14 protein-coding genes are annotated in these 15076 nt (G+C 55.4%); 6 read left to right on the top strand and 8 right to left on the bottom strand.

Features of this window, described 5'->3' with window-relative positions:
* Nucleotides 1–10: 10 nt before the first annotated feature.
* A complete protein-coding gene (panD, locus tag F0320_RS03510; protein ID WP_006810068.1) occupies nt 11–391 on the top strand; it encodes an aspartate 1-decarboxylase in 381 nt (126 codons plus the stop codon).
* A 3-nt stretch (nt 392–394) separates the two neighbouring features.
* Here the strand turns inward: panD and F0320_RS03505 are convergent, their stop codons facing one another.
* The 4 genes from F0320_RS03505 to F0320_RS03490 form a co-directional block, all read right to left on the bottom strand.
* Nucleotides 395–1642, bottom strand: a complete 1248-nt coding sequence (locus F0320_RS03505) for a polysaccharide deacetylase family protein (protein WP_126328837.1) — start codon at nt 1640–1642, stop codon at nt 395–397.
* Nucleotides 1643–1704: 62 nt separating this feature from the next.
* Nucleotides 1705–2145: a PTS sugar transporter subunit IIA gene (locus tag F0320_RS03500; RefSeq protein ID WP_047651505.1), complete on the bottom strand. Its 441-nt coding sequence runs from the start codon at nt 2143–2145 to the stop codon at nt 1705–1707.
* 104 nt (nt 2146–2249) lie between these two features.
* Nucleotides 2250–3020, bottom strand: a complete 771-nt coding sequence (locus F0320_RS03495; protein ID WP_023310428.1) for an ABC transporter permease — start codon at nt 3018–3020, stop codon at nt 2250–2252.
* A complete protein-coding gene (locus F0320_RS03490) occupies nt 3017–3943 on the bottom strand; it encodes an ABC transporter ATP-binding protein (RefSeq protein WP_032660633.1) in 927 nt (308 codons plus the stop codon). Before F0320_RS03490 ends, F0320_RS03495 begins: the two co-directional genes overlap by 4 nt.
* A 107-nt stretch (nt 3944–4050) precedes the next feature.
* Between F0320_RS03490 and can the strand changes: the two genes are divergently transcribed.
* Nucleotides 4051–4713, top strand: a complete 663-nt coding sequence (can, locus tag F0320_RS03485; protein WP_008501947.1) for a carbonate dehydratase — start codon at nt 4051–4053, stop codon at nt 4711–4713.
* Between the two features lie 60 nt (nt 4714–4773).
* Here can and hpt read toward each other — a convergent pair whose 3' ends face one another.
* Entirely contained in the window at nt 4774–5310 is a 537-nt protein-coding gene (hpt, locus tag F0320_RS03480) for a hypoxanthine phosphoribosyltransferase (RefSeq protein WP_032644098.1), read from the bottom strand.
* A gap of 208 nt (nt 5311–5518) precedes the next feature.
* Here hpt and F0320_RS03475 point away from each other — a divergent pair, with 208 nt between their 5' ends.
* Nucleotides 5519–7909: a glucose/quinate/shikimate family membrane-bound PQQ-dependent dehydrogenase gene (locus tag F0320_RS03475; RefSeq protein WP_047651506.1), complete on the top strand. Its 2391-nt coding sequence runs from the start codon at nt 5519–5521 to the stop codon at nt 7907–7909.
* Between the two features lie 38 nt (nt 7910–7947).
* On the opposite strand, the gene cueO is transcribed toward F0320_RS03475, so the two are convergent.
* Complete coding sequence (gene cueO, locus F0320_RS03470; RefSeq protein ID WP_126328838.1) at nt 7948–9516, bottom strand: multicopper oxidase CueO; 1569 nt, start codon at nt 9514–9516, stop codon at nt 7948–7950.
* A gap of 145 nt (nt 9517–9661) precedes the next feature.
* Here cueO and F0320_RS03465 point away from each other — a divergent pair, with 145 nt between their 5' ends.
* From F0320_RS03465 to speD, 3 genes are all read left to right on the top strand, one after another.
* Nucleotides 9662–10009: a YacC family pilotin-like protein gene (locus F0320_RS03465; protein WP_014882582.1), complete on the top strand. Its 348-nt coding sequence runs from the start codon at nt 9662–9664 to the stop codon at nt 10007–10009.
* A 113-nt stretch (nt 10010–10122) separates the two neighbouring features.
* Nucleotides 10123–10992 carry a polyamine aminopropyltransferase gene (gene speE, locus F0320_RS03460; RefSeq protein WP_023310424.1) on the top strand — a complete coding sequence of 290 codons (870 nt, stop codon included), beginning with the start codon at nt 10123–10125 and terminating at the stop codon, nt 10990–10992.
* Nucleotides 10993–11787 carry an adenosylmethionine decarboxylase gene (gene speD / locus F0320_RS03455; protein WP_032649781.1) on the top strand — a complete coding sequence of 265 codons (795 nt, stop codon included), beginning with the start codon at nt 10993–10995 and terminating at the stop codon, nt 11785–11787.
* 31 nt (nt 11788–11818) lie between these two features.
* Here the strand turns inward: speD and yacL are convergent, their stop codons facing one another.
* Nucleotides 11819–12181 (bottom strand): protein YacL, encoded by a 363-nt coding sequence (gene yacL / locus F0320_RS03450; protein WP_023310423.1) that lies wholly within the window; start codon nt 12179–12181, stop codon nt 11819–11821.
* A gap of 190 nt (nt 12182–12371) precedes the next feature.
* Nucleotides 12372–14969, bottom strand: coding sequence for a bifunctional aconitate hydratase 2/2-methylisocitrate dehydratase (gene acnB, locus F0320_RS03445; protein WP_047651508.1), 2598 nt, complete (start codon nt 14967–14969; stop codon nt 12372–12374).
* Between the last annotated feature and the right edge of the window lie 107 nt (nt 14970–15076).

The raw sequence follows: 15076 nt of genomic DNA, 5'->3' as shown, positions 1-15076 counted from the left end.
GGTAAACGTAATGATTCGCAAAATGCTGCAAGGTAAGCTTCACCGTGTGAAAGTCACCCAGGCCGACCTGCACTATGAAGGCTCCTGCGCCATCGACCAGGATTTCCTTGATGCTGCGGGCATCCTTGAAAACGAAGCGATTGATATCTGGAACGTTAACAACGGCAAACGTTTCTCAACCTACGCCATCGCCGCCGAGCGCGGGTCTAAAATCATCTCCGTTAACGGCGCGGCAGCGCACTGCGCGGACGTGGGCGATATTGTGATTATCGCCAGCTTCGTGATGATGTCTGATGAAGAAGCACGCCGCTGGCAGCCGAAAGTTGCCTACTTTGAAGGCGACAACGACATGAAACGTACCGCGAAGGCGATTCCGGTTCAGGTTGCTTAAGCACTATCCCTGCGGCTGATTGCTGATCAGCCGCGAAATTGTCTCCAGCGAATCCGTTCTTAAGATGTACAGGCGTTTCAGTAAGAACGGATTATCCCCCGGCTTCACCTTCCCTTTCACCGTCGTCACCGCCAGATGGAAACCGGCATCATTCGCCGCCTTTATCGCTTTATTGTCGTAGCCGCCAAACGGATAGGAAAGATAGAGCACGCGTGGATTAAACTGCGCCAGCGCGCGACGCGAGCGTTCAAAATCAAACAAAATCACGTGATAGCTGCGGCTCAGTAAAATCGGGTGCTTATACCCATCCACGCGGTGCAGGAAGTGGGTGTGAGACTGAATATCGAACACATCCTGAATTCCCTTAATCTCCTGCACGCTCATAAACTGCAGCGATTTAGGATCCCACTTCTGCGGATGGCCTTTTATGCGGGAAGAGATAATAAACGCGGTAGCCTTGAAGCCGTACTCTTTCAGCACAGGATAGGCATAGCGGCTGACCGATTTCAGGCCGTCGTCAAAGGTAATCACCACCGATTTTGCAGGCAGGTTCATTTTGTTACGCACGTACCCTTCAAGCTGGTACATCGTCAGGGTGGTATAGCCCTGATCGCGTAGCCATGCCATCTGGTTGTTGAACGCACGTACGCTGGTCGTTGTGGACGTATGTCGAAAGCGCGTGTTTTCTTCATCACGCAAAATATGATGGTAGGTCAGAATTGGAAGTCCGTTATCTTCCTGCGCGTCCAGGCTGCTGATCCACGCCAGACGATTGCCGATGCGGATCTGGAACCAGGTCTGATTCAGACGGTCTTTCAGTTTATTCAGTATCGGATAGCGCAGATTGGCGCTTAATGTGCCGAAAGGCGCGCTGCCGCTCGACGGCGCGTTATACACCGGCGTGTCTTTCCAGGTAATGAGGTTCTGATTGCTCAGGGGCTTATTGAGATCCCCGAGGCTGTCCTCGACGCGCTGTTTCCCCTGAACCGGCTCGAGGTGCCCCTTGTCGATAAACCCCGTGCCAAAACCGAAGCGAAATTCGTAGTAGTCCGCCGCCGCGGGCACAACGGCCAGGATCTGCCCGGCGCGCACGTTACCGACGTTGATCACGCTGTTCCCCACCTGCGCCCAGATCGCCGCGTCTTCGGTGGTTTGCATGTACTGGGCAGGCAGCGTTTGCTGGCTGAGTAAACTGGCTGAGCTGACGCCGGAAATGAGCATCAATAGCAAGAAAAGAGTGCGCGGTAGCATGGTGTCTTAATCGGTGCGGAAAACTGCCGCTATTGTAACAAATGAGACATCAATACCCACGTTTAATTCTTATACAAATCGTGGAGCAGGACGAAAGGAGGATTTTTTTGCTGCTGATGCCACAAACTGCTGACGCCCGGAACGCCCTGCGCCACGATGGCCTGGCGAAACTCAGCGCTGCTTAAGGCTTCACGCTGCGGATACATTAACGCCAGCAGGGAGAGGTTAATACCCGAGATCACTTCACAGCACGCGTGCTTATGGCTCAGCAACGCGGCTGCGCGGTAAGGCGCTGCGCCCGATTTATCGGTAAGAAAAATCACGCCATCACCGGTGTCCGTTTCATGCAGGGCATCGCACATCATGCGGCTCAGCATGTTGGTGCTCAACCCGCGCCAGTAGTTTACCGCCCGGCATTGCACCAGCGGGCCAAATCTGGCTTCAAGCTTATCCAGCATGTCCTGCGCCTGTTCATCGTGGCAGGTGATAACCCATCCCAGCATAACTCCCTCCTTAGCAGGCAAGTAGTTTAGCGGAGTGAAGGTTTGCTTACGGTGATAACTGTCAAAGAAAGTGCCCGGCAAACATAACGTCGCCGGGCAAAAGATTAGCTGCGCAGCCCGCGTCCACGCTGGATCAGCGACCAGCAGAGCAGGTAGAAGGCGATGATAAACACCACCAGCACCGCCACCGTGGTAAACAGCGGCACATCGGTGATGCCGAGGAAACCAAAGCGGAAGCCGCTGATCATGTAGACAATCGGGTTCAGGTGCGACAGCGCCTGCCAGAACGGTGGCAGCAGCGTCAGGGAGTAGAACACCCCGCCGAGATAGGTCAGCGGCGTCAGCACGAAGGTCGGGATCAGGCTGATATCGTCAAACGTTTTGGCGAACACGGCGTTCAGCAGACCGGCCAGCGAGAACAGGATCGCCGTCAGGAGCAGCGTCAGCGCGACAAACAGCCACGAGTGAACCTGGAACGGCACGAAGAACAGCGAAATCGCCGTGACCAGGATCCCCACGCACAGCCCGCGTGCCACGCCGCCGCCGACGTAGCCCGCGATGATGACGTGCGTCGGCACAGGCGCGACCAGAAGCTCTTCAATATTGCGCTGGAACTTGGCGCTGAAGAACGACGACGCTACGTTGGCGTAGGCGTTAGTGATCACCGCCATCATGATCAGGCCCGGCACGATAAACTGCATATAGGTAAAGCCGTGCATTTCACCAATCCGGGAGCCAATCAGGTTACCGAAGATGATGAAATAGAGCGTCATCGTGATGACCGGCGGCACCAGGGTTTGCACCCAGATACGCATAAAGCGGTTGATCTCTTTCGCCCAGATACTTTTCAGCGCGACCCAGTAAAGATGCGTCATGCCTTGTCTCCTTGTTTGTCATGTACCAGAGAGACAAACAGCTCTTCCAGTCGGTTCGCTTTGTTACGCATACTTAAAACCTGAATCCCCTGCGCGCTCAGCTGCGAGAACACGCTGTTAATCCCCTGCTCGCGCAGCACTTCCACTTCCAGCGTCGAGGTATCCACCAGACGATAGTTGTAACCTTCAAGTTTTGGCAGCGCGCTTTTCGCCGCCAGATCGAGAATGAAGGTTTCGGATTTCAGCTTGGAGAGCAGATTCTTCATCGAGGTGTTTTCCACCAGCTCGCCGTTCTGAATGATGCCGATGTTGCGGCACAGCATTTCAGCCTCTTCAAGGTAGTGGGTAGTCAGAATAATGGTGGTGCCTTTGTCGTTGAGATCTTTCAGGAAGCCCCACATGGAGCGACGAAGTTCGATATCGACACCCGCTGTCGGCTCATCGAGGATCAGCAGTTTTGGCTCGTGCATCAGCGCGCGGGCAATCATCAGGCGGCGCTTCATCCCGCCGGACAACATGCGCGCGCGTTCGTTACGCTTTTCCCACAGATCGAGCTGCTTAAGGTATTTTTCGCTACGCTCCAGGGCCTCTTTACGCTCAACGCCGTAATAGCCCGCCTGGTTAACAACAATTTGCTGCACCGTCTCGAACGGGTTGAAGTTGAACTCCTGCGGTACCAGCCCCAGCTGGCGCTTGGCGTTCACCACATCTTTTTGCAGGTCGTACCCAAAGACGCTCACCCGGCCGGACGTTTTATTGACCAGCGAGCTGATAATCCCAATGGTGGTCGATTTCCCCGCCCCGTTCGGCCCCAGAAGCGCGTAAAAATCACCGGCCTCTACTTTAAGATCTATTCCGCGCAGCGCCTGAACGCCGCCCGGATAGGTTTTTTTAAGCTGTTCAAGCTCCAGTGCAATTGCCATGAAATTCACTTACCTTCAGTTCTGACACACGTTGTGTGGTTTCATTAAAAGTCGGGTTACCCTATAGTAGCGCAACGCAATTACTCGGTTACAGGTCGCTAACCTCCATGAACAACATAGATACACTCATCAGCAACAATGCACTATGGTCAAAAATGCTGGTGGAGGAAGACCCCGGATTTTTTGGAAAACTCGCGCAGGCTCAGAACCCACGCTTTCTCTGGATTGGATGTTCCGACAGCCGCGTACCGGCGGAGCGCCTGACCGGCCTTGAACCCGGCGAACTGTTTGTTCACCGTAATGTCGCCAATCTCGTGATTCACACCGATCTCAACTGTCTTTCTGTTGTTCAGTATGCCGTGGACGTTCTGCAAGTCGAGCACATCATCATTTGCGGCCATTATGGCTGCGGCGGCGTGCAGGCGGCGGTGGAAAACACGGAACTGGGGCTCATTGATAACTGGCTACTGCACATCCGCGATATCTGGTTCAAACATAGCTCACTGCTGGGCGAAATGCCGCAGGAGCGTCGTATGGATACCCTTTGCGAACTCAACGTGATGGAGCAGGTGTATAACCTGGGCCACTCAACGATCATGCAATCAGCGTGGAAACGCGGGCAGAAGGTCTCTATCCACGGCTGGGCGTATGGTATTCACGATGGCCTGCTGCGCAATCTGGAAGTGACCGCCACCAACCGCGAAACGCTGGAGCAGCGATACCGTTCGGGGATTGCCAACCTTCAGCTTAAGCATGTAAACCATAAATAAAGCCGGGGATGTTCTCCCTCTCCCTGTGGGAGAGGGCCGGGATGAGGCATTAGCCCGCCATTACTCGTCCAGCAGTACCACTTTCCCAACATATGGCAGATGACGATAGCGCTGCGCGTAGTCAATGCCGTAACCGACGACGAATTCGTCAGGAATCGAGAAACCCACGAACTCTACCGGCACCTGCACTTCACGACGCTCAGGTTTATCCAGCAGCGTACAAATCGCCAGAGATTTTGGCTCGCGCAGGCTCAGGATCTCGCGCACTTTTGACAGCGTGTTGCCGGAGTCGATGATGTCCTCAACGATCAACACATCTTTGCCACGAATATCTTCATCCAGATCTTTCAGGATTTTCACATCACGGGTAGTGGACATGCCGCTGCCGTAGCTGGAGGCGGTCATAAAATCGACCTCATGGGGCACATGCACTTCACGGCACAGGTCTGCCATGAACATGAAAGAGCCGCGCAACAGACCGACCAGCACCATTTCGCTGCCGCTGTCCTTGTAATGTTCGGTGATTTGACGACCCAGTTCGGCGATACGCGCTTTGATCTCGGCTTCCGGGATCATCACTTCAACAGTATGTTTCATATTACTAACCAAATGATTTTAATGAAAATCTCTCAATACGGATGAGTTAATATCCAGCACTGATACGCAAGCCACTCATTATATCAGCAAATGGATAAGCCTGGCGTATGAGTTATAAAAAGCAAATATTGCGATTCCGATCACACTTGTTAATACCTATAATTAGTTGCTAGCAAATTATTAACAAAAACTGACGAGTACACTTTCTATGGCTGAAACAAACTCTAAACAGCCGCGTCTACTGGTGACATTAACAGCCGCATTCGCAGCCTTCTGCGCGCTGTATCTGTTAATCGGTGGCGTCTGGCTGGTCGCGTTAGGCGGCTCCTGGTACTACCCGATTGCAGGTCTGGTTATGGTTGCCGTAACCGTCCTGCTGTTGCGTAGAAAACAATCTGCACTGTGGCTGTATGCCGCCCTCCTTCTTGCCACCATGATCTGGGGCGTCTGGGAAGTCGGCTTTGACTTCTGGGCGCTGACGCCGCGCAGCGACATCCTGGTCTTCTTCGGCATCTGGCTGATCCTGCCGTTCGTGTGGCGTCGCCTGATTGTGCCGTCCAGCGGTGCGGTGGCGGGCCTGGTTGTTGCCCTGCTGATTACCGGCGGTATTCTGACCTGGGCCGGTTTTAATGACCCACAGGAGATCAACGGTACGCTGAACGCAGAATCCACGCCTGCGGCAGCTATCTCCCAGGTCGCTGACGGCGACTGGCCTGCATATGGTCGTAACCAGGAAGGTCAACGCTACTCTCCGCTGAAGCAGATCAACGCGGACAACGTTAAAAACCTGAAGGAAGCCTGGGTATTCCGTACCGGTGACCTGAAGATGCCGAACGATCCGGGCGAGCTGACCAACGAAGTGACGCCGATTAAAGTCGGCAATATGCTCTACCTGTGTACGGCGCACCAGCGTCTGTTCGCGCTCGACGCGGCCACCGGTAAAGAGAAATGGCACTTCGATCCGCAGCTGAACTCCAACCCGTCCTTCCAGCATGTCACCTGCCGCGGCGTCTCTTACCACGAAGCGCGCGCCGATAATGCGAGCCCGGAAGTCATTGCTGACTGTCCTCGCCGCATCATGCTGCCGGTGAACGATGGCCGTCTGTTCGCCATCAATGCCGAAACGGGCAAGCTGTGTGAAACCTTTGCCAACAAAGGCATCCTGAACCTGCAGACCAACATGCCGGACACCACGCCGGGTCTGTATGAGCCAACCTCACCGCCAATCATCACCGATAAAACCATCGTGATTGCCGGTTCGGTAACGGATAACTTCTCCACGCGTGAAACCTCCGGCGTTATCCGTGGTTTCGACGTGAACACCGGTAAACTGCTGTGGGCCTTCGACCCGGGCGCGAAAGATCCAAACGCGATCCCGTCGGACGAGCACACCTTTACCTTTAACTCGCCAAACTCCTGGGCACCAGCGGCGTATGACGCGAAGCTGGACCTGGTCTATCTGCCAATGGGTGTGACCACGCCAGATATCTGGGGCGGTAACCGCACGCCGGAGCAGGAGCGTTATGCGAGCGCTATCGTGGCGCTGAACGCGACCACCGGCAAGCTGGCATGGAGCTACCAGACCGTTCACCACGATCTGTGGGATATGGATATGCCGTCCCAGCCGACGCTGGCGGACATTACCGTAGATGGCAAAACCGTTCCGGTGATTTACGCTCCGGCCAAGACGGGCAACATCTTCGTGCTGGATCGCAGCAACGGCAAGCTGGTTGTGCCTGCACCGGAAAAACCGGTTCCGCAGGGCGCGGCGAAAGGCGATTACGTCAGCAAAACCCAGCCGTTCTCTGACCTGAGCTTCCGTCCGAAGAAAGACCTCAGCGGTGCGGACATGTGGGGCGCCACCATGTTTGACCAGCTGGTGTGCCGCGTGATGTTCCACCAGCTGCGCTATGAAGGCATCTTCACGCCGCCGTCTGAGCAGGGCACGCTGGTCTTCCCGGGTAACCTGGGGATGTTCGAGTGGGGCGGGATCTCCGTTGACCCTAACCGTCAGGTGGCGATTGCCAACCCGATGGCGCTGCCGTTCGTTTCCCGCCTGATCCCACGCGGTCCAGGCAACCCAATGGAGCAGCCGAAAGACGCAAAAGGCAGCGGTACCGAAGCCGGCATTCAGCCGCAGTATGGCGTTCCTTACGGCGTGACCCTGAACCCGTTCCTGTCGCCGTTTGGTCTGCCGTGTAAACAGCCTGCCTGGGGTTATATCTCCGGTCTGGATCTGAAAACTAACCAGATCGTATGGAAAAAACGTATTGGTACGCCACAGGACAGCATGCCGTTCCCGATGCCTGTTCCGGTGCCGTTCAATATGGGTATGCCAATGCTGGGTGGCCCAATCTCCACCGCCGGTAACGTGCTGTTCATCGCGGCAACCGCAGATAACTACCTGCGCGCGTACAACATGACCAACGGTGAAAAACTGTGGCAGGGCCGTCTGCCAGCGGGTGGACAGGCCACGCCGATGACCTATGAAGTGAATGGCAAGCAGTACGTTGTCATCTCTGCGGGTGGTCACGGTTCGTTTGGCACGAAGATGGGCGACTATATTGTCGCGTATGCACTGCCGGATGAAAGTAAGTAACTGAAAAGCCGGGTGGCGGCTACGCCACCCGGCTTTTTTTATACGGTAAAGCCGAGCATCATCCCCGTATCTTCATGCTCCAGCAGATGACAGTGCGCCATATAGGCAAACTCCTTCGGCGCATCGTGGTCAAACTTCACCAGCACCTCGCTGACACCGCCTTCCACTCTCACCGTATCTTTCCAGCCCGCGCGATGCGCATCCGGCGCTTTGCCGTTCTCTGTGAGAATACGGAACTGGGTGCCGTGGATATGGAACGGATGCAGCATCATGTCCCCTTCGCCCGAAATCACCCAGCGCTCAAGCTGACCTTTTGTCGCAGCAAACATCGGCGTATTCATGTCGAACGCTTTGCCGTTGATCATGTTGGCGTTGTGGAAATCAAAGCCATGGTCGCCGTGATTCATGTTCCCCATGCCGCCCATTTTGCCGTGGTCCATATTCATGTGGCCCATCATCTGCCCGTGGTGCATCCCCGCCATCGCCTGATCGCCATATTTCGCCATCAGCGCCTGCATCCCCATCATATCGAGCATCGGGTTCATGGCGAGCTGCAGCTTGCGCTGCGTAAGCCCCTCAAGCGACGGGAGGGCTGGCAGAGTGGTTAACGTATCAGGCAGCGTGCCGGATGCGGTCACTAACAGCGGCTGAATACGAAGCACCGGATGCGGCTTATTAAACGGTGCGACCGCCATCCCCATCTGGCTCACCGGCAGCGTCACGAGGTCAAACGGCTTGCCGTCGCTGATATCCACCAGCACCTCAAAGCGTTCGCCCATCAGCATCGGTAGCTCGCTTACCTTCACCGGCTCCGGCAGCAGGCCGCCATCGCTGGCGACCACGTACAGCGGACGCTTATCGCTAGTGGCGAAATTGAGCGAGCGAGCGTTACAGCCGTTGAGCAGGCGCAGGCGCAGCCAGCCTTTCGGCGCGGCATGCTGAGGATAAATGGCGCCGTTGGTCAGCAGCGTGTCGCCAAACCAGCCTACCGCCGCGCTCATCACGTCCAGCTGGTAGTCAATTTGCCCTTCAGCGTTGAATTTCTTGTCCTGCACAATCACCGGTACGTCGTCGATGCCCCACTGTTTCGGCAGGCGCAGCAGGCGGCTTTCGTCGTCTTCAATCAGCACCAGCCCCGCCAGCCCCATCGCTACCTGATGGCCCGTTTTGCCATGCTGATGCGGATGGAACCAGCAGGTCGCCGCGCGCTGCTCGGGCGTAAAGGTGACGCTGCGCGTACCGCCCGCTTTGATAATGCCCTGCGGCCCGCCGTCCACCTCGCCCGGCACTTCCAGCCCGTGCCAGTGCAGCGTCGTCTCTTCAGCGAGCGTGTTGTGGATATCCACCGTCACCGCTTTCCCTTTACGTAGCTGAAGCGCCGGACCGAGCAAATTACCGTTATAGCCCCACGTCGTGGCGTTGTGCGCACCGAATGTTGTTTTACCGGCCTGAACCACAAGCTGGATACGGCTGCGGGCGTCAGCGGTCAGTAAGTCAGGGATGGGTAAGGCAGGTCTGTCGGCCGCAAAAACCGCGCGGCTCCAGAGTGGTAATGCGCTGGCAGCCCCCAGCACAGCGGAATATTTTAAAAAATCACGACGTTGCATGTTCATTTCCTTATTTCCAGCAGGCGATCTTTTGAGCATAAACCCTCCCCTTACCGGAAGGTCAAGTCAAGCGGCGATAATAAAGATCGTCGCACTGGCATCAAGTATGCTAACGTTAATTTTCCGTGAAGAAGTGGTAGAAGCAATGAAGACGTTTTTCAGGACAATTTTGTTCGGTAGCCTGATGGCAATGTGTGCGAACAGCTATGCGCTAAGTGAAAATGAAGCGGAAGATATGGCCGATTTAACGGCGGTTTTTGTATTCCTGAAAAATGATTGTGGCTACCAGAATTTACCCAACGGGCAAATTCGCCGCGCGCTGGTCTTTTTTGCCCAGCAGAACCAGTGGGATCTCAGCAACTACGACAGCTTCGACATGAAGGCGCTCGGTGAAGACAGCTACCGTGACTTAAGCGGTATTGGTATTCCCACTGCCAAAAAATGCAAAGCGCTGGCTCGCGATTCGCTCAGCCTGCTCGCCTACGTGAAATAACCTTCCCGACGCCCCTGTTGAACCTCTGACCGTGCAACCACGGTTAGAGTTAGCTATCATGTTTCGCTCATTTTTTGTGAGCATAACGGATGTTAATACAGGAGGAGTTCGCTATGGCCGACCACACGTTGTGGCATGAAACACTGCATGACCAGTTTGGTCAGTACTTTGCCGTTGATAACGTGCTCTATCATGAGAAAACCGATCACCAGGATCTGATCATCTTCGAAAATGCCGCCTTTGGCCGCGTCATGGCGCTGGACGGTGTTGTGCAAACCACCGAGCGCGACGAGTTTATCTATCATGAGATGATGACCCACGTCCCGCTGCTGGCGCACGGTCACGCGAAGCATGTCCTGATTATCGGCGGTGGCGACGGCGCAATGCTGCGTGAAGTTTCCCGCCATCGTTCCATCGAAACCATCACCATGGTGGAAATCGATGCGGGTGTCGTCTCTTTCTGCCGCCAGTATCTGCCCAACCACAATGCCGGTAGCTATGACGATCCCCGCTTTAGCCTGGTGATTGACGACGGCGTTAACTTTGTTAACCAGACCTCGCAGACCTTTGACGTGATCATCTCCGACTGCACCGATCCTATCGGCCCCGGCGCGTCGCTGTTTACCTCCTCCTTCTACGAAGGCTGCAAGCGCTGTCTGAACCCGGGCGGGATCTTCGTCGCACAAAATGGCGTCTGCTTCCTGCAGCAAGATGAAGCGCTCGACAGCCATCGTAAGCTAAGCACCTATTTCGATGATGTCAGCTTCTATCAGGCCGCTATTCCGACGTATTACGGTGGGATCATGACCTTTGCATGGGCGACGGATAACGACGTATTACGCCATCTCTCCACCGAAATTATTCAGGCCCGCTTCCATCAGGCCGGTCTTCAGTGCCGATACTACAATCCGGCTATCCATACCGCAGCGTTTGCTCTGCCGCAGTACCTGCAAGACGCATTATCCACTAAGGGGGTGAGCTAATTGAAAAAGCTTAAACTGCATGGCTTTAACAACCTGACGAAAAGCCTGAGTTTTTGTATTTACGATATCTGCTATGCCAAAACAGCGGAAGAACGCGATGGGTACATCGCCTATATCGACGAACTCTACAACGCCAACCGTCTGACCGAGATCCTGTCAGAAACCTGTTCCATTATCGGCGCAAACATCCTGAACATCGCCCGACAGGATTATGAACCTCAGGGCGCCAGCGTGACCATTCTGGTCAGCGAAGAGCCGGTCGACCCGAAGCTTATCGACAAAACGGAACATCCGGGCCCGCTGCCGGAAGTGGTGGTTGCCCACCTGGATAAAAGCCATATCTGCGTGCACACCTACCCGGAGAGTCACCCGGAAGGCGGGCTGTGTACGTTCCGTGCCGATATCGAAGTGTCGACCTGCGGCGTGATTTCCCCGCTAAACGCGCTGAACTATTTAATCCACCAGCTGGAATCGGACATCGTCACCATTGACTATCGCGTGCGCGGTTTTACCCGTGATATCAACGGCATGAAGCATTTCATCGACCACGAGATCAACTCTATTCAGAACTTCATGTCCGAGGACATGAAATCGCTGTACGACATGATGGACGTGAACGTGTATCAGGAAAATATCTTCCATACCAAGATGTTACTTAAGGAATTTGACCTCAAGCACTATATGTTCCACACGAAGCCGGAAGATTTGAGCGAAGAAGAGCGTAAGGCGATTACTGACCTGCTCTGGAAAGAGATGCGCGAGATTTACTACGGCCGCAATATTCCGGCCGTGTAAGAGCAAGCCGGAGCAGGGATGCTCCGGGCTGTTATTTCTGTTTCATAAAGTCGCGGTAAGCATTTACCACCTGAAGGAAATCCTCTACGCCGCACATCGACAGGCTTTCTTCGTCGTAGTAGCTCATCCCCTCTTCCATCTCGTCACCTGAAAACTCGAGCTGGTTGGCACGCACCATGACCTCTTCACCGTCCATCCACAGCGTATATTCATGCCCGGCGCGCTGCCAGGATCGTTCACTGCCTTTCACCGTATTTGCCGCCTGTTCAACCTCATCAAGAAGTGCGAGATTTTCTTTCACCTCTTCGTTAAACCAGTGTCCAACGGCTTCGTGGCCCATCGACATACGCACTTTCACCACTCCGGTGATGTCGCGCAGAAATTCGTAATCCATAGTGTTTTCCTCTGCAAAGCCATTAAGGTAATTATCGCAGCAGCGAGGAAGAAAAAAAGCGGGAGAGGTAGGAGGAATGAAAATAAAAAGGTGAGAGCAAGACCCTGCGGCCTGATGCCCTCACCCCGTCCCTCTCCCGTGGGAGAGGGTGCAAACACTCAAAACCGTCTCGTAGAGACGATTTTGCTGTTTATACCGCCGTCTGGAAGATAACCCCGTCGGCCTTCTCGGTGTACTGAGAGAGCTGGTCGAAGTTCAGATAGCGATAGGTATCCACCGCGGTCTTATCTACCTGAGCCACAAAGGTCTGGTACTCTTCCGGCGTTGGCAGTTTGCCAATCAACGCCGCAACCGCCGCCAGCTCCGCAGAGGCCAGGAAGACGTTCGCTCCGGTACCTAAACGGTTCGGGAAGTTACGGGTAGAGGTGGAAACCACCGTCGCACCGTCGGCTACGCGCGCCTGGTTGCCCATGCACAGGGAACAGCCAGGGATTTCGATACGCGCACCGCTCTTACCAAACACGCTGTAGTAGCCCTCTTCGGTCAGCTGAGCCGCGTCCATACGGGTTGGCGGCGCCACCCACAGACGGGTTGGCAGCTGGCCTTTGTGGGTATCCAGCAGCTTACCGGCAGCACGGAAGTGACCGATGTTGGTCATACAGGATCCGATAAACACTTCGTCGATCTTCTCGCCCTGAACCTCAGACAGCGGACGCGCGTCGTCCGGATCGTTCGGTGCACACAGGATTGGCTCTTTGATATCCGCCAGATCGATGTCGATCACCGCCGCGTACTCTGCGTCAGCATCGGCTTCCAGCAGTTGCGGATCGGCCAGCCATTTTTCCATGCCCTGGATACGACGCTCCAGCGTACGACGGTCGCCGTAGCCTTCTGCAATCATCCACTTCAGCAGCACGATGTTGGAGGTCAGATACTCGATAATCGGCTCTTTGTTCAGCTTGATGGTACAGCCCGCCGCAGAACGCTCGGCGGAAGCATCGGTCAGCTCGAACGCCTGCTCCACTTTCAGATCCGGCAGCCCTTCAATTTCCAGGATACGGCCAGAGAAGATGTTTTTCTTACCTTTCTTCTCAACGGTCAGCAGGCCCTGTTTAATCGCATACAGCGGGATCGCGTGAACCAGGTCGCGCAGGGTGATACCCGGCTGCATTTTACCTTTGAAGCGCACCAGCACCGATTCCGGCATATCCAGCGGCATCACGCCAGTCGCAGCAGCAAACGCCACCAGACCGGAGCCCGCCGGGAAAGAGATACCGATTGGGAAACGGGTATGGGAGTCACCGCCGGTACCCACGGTATCCGGCAGCAGCATGCGGTTCAGCCAGGAGTGGATGACGCCGTCGCCTGGACGCAGGGAAACGCCGCCGCGGTTCATGATGAAGTCTGGCAGCGTGTGGTGCGTGGTCACGTCAACCGGCTTCGGATAGGCCGCCGTGTGGCAGAAGGACTGCATCACCAGATCAGAAGAGAAGCCCAGGCACGCCAGGTCTTTCAGTTCGTCACGGGTCATTGGGCCAGTGGTGTCCTGAGAGCCCACGGAGGTCATCTTCGGCTCGCAGTACGCGCCAGGACGAATACCGGCGACGCCGCACGCGCGGCCCACCATTTTCTGTGCCAGAGAATAACCGCGGTTGCTTTCAGCAACGTCTTTCGCGTGACGGAATACATCACTGTGCGGCAGACCCAGCGCTTCACGCGCTTTGGTAGTCAGACCACGACCAATGATCAGCGGAATACGGCCACCGGCACGCACTTCGTCGATCAGCACGTCGGTTTTCAGCTCGAAGCTTGCCAGCAGCTCGTTGGTCTCGTGGTTGCGCACTTCGCCTTTGTACGGGTAAACGTCAATCACGTCGCCCATGTTCAGGTTAGAAACGTCCACTTCGATCGGCAGGGCGCCCGCATCTTCCATGGTGTTGAAGAAGATTGGCGCAATTTTGCCGCCGAGGCACAGGCCGCCGCCGCGCTTGTTCGGCACGTGCGGAATGTCGTCGCCCATGAACCACAGCACGGAGTTGGTTGCGGACTTACGGGAAGAACCGGTACCCACAACGTCACCCACGTAGGCCAGCGGGAACCCTTTTTTCTGCAGGGCTTCGATCTGTTTGATCGGGCCAACGCTGCCCGGCTGATCCGGCTCAATGCCTTCACGGGCGTTTTTCAGCATCGCCAGAGCGTGCAGAGGGATATCCGGGCGAGACCACGCGTCCGGTGCCGGAGAGAGGTCATCGGTGTTGGTTTCACCGGTCACTTTAAAGACGGTAACGGTGATTTTTTCAGCCAGCGCAGGACGATTCAGGAACCATTCGGCATCGGCCCAGGACTGCATCACCTGCTTCGCATAGACGTTGCCTGCTTTGGCTTTTTCTTCTACATCGTAGAAGTTATCGAACATCAGCAGCGTGGAAGAGAGCGCTTTAGCGGCAATCGGTGCCAGCTTGTCGTTATCCAGCGCGTCAATCAGCGGATGAATGTTGTAACCACCCTGCATGGTGCCGAGCAGTTCAATGGCTTTTTCAGGAGTAACCAGTGGGGAGGTGGCTTCGCCTTTGGCGATAGCAGCAAGGAATCCGGCTTTTACGTAGGCAGCTTCATCTACGCCAGGCGGTACGCGGTTGATCAGCAGATCTAACAGGAATTCTTCTTCGCCCTTAGGCGGGTTCTTCAGCAGCTCGACGAGCGCGGCCATTTGGGTTGCATCTAAAGGTTTGGGTACAATTCCCTCGGCGGCACGTTCTGCTACGTGCTTACGGTATTCTTCTAGCACGACGGTTCTCCTCGCTCTCATTGTCATATGCGGCGGGCGTTCTCTTCACGCTCCTGTGAGACAGCAGTTTGTAGGGTAAATGCCCGATACCGCGTCGGGCAGCATAG

The sequence above is a fragment of the Enterobacter dykesii genome (genome assembly GCF_008364625.2).
Taxonomy (GTDB): Bacteria; Pseudomonadota; Gammaproteobacteria; order Enterobacterales; family Enterobacteriaceae; genus Enterobacter; species Enterobacter dykesii.
The sequence above is the reverse complement of the archived record's forward strand: the minus strand, read 5'-3'. Positions and strand labels throughout refer to the sequence as shown.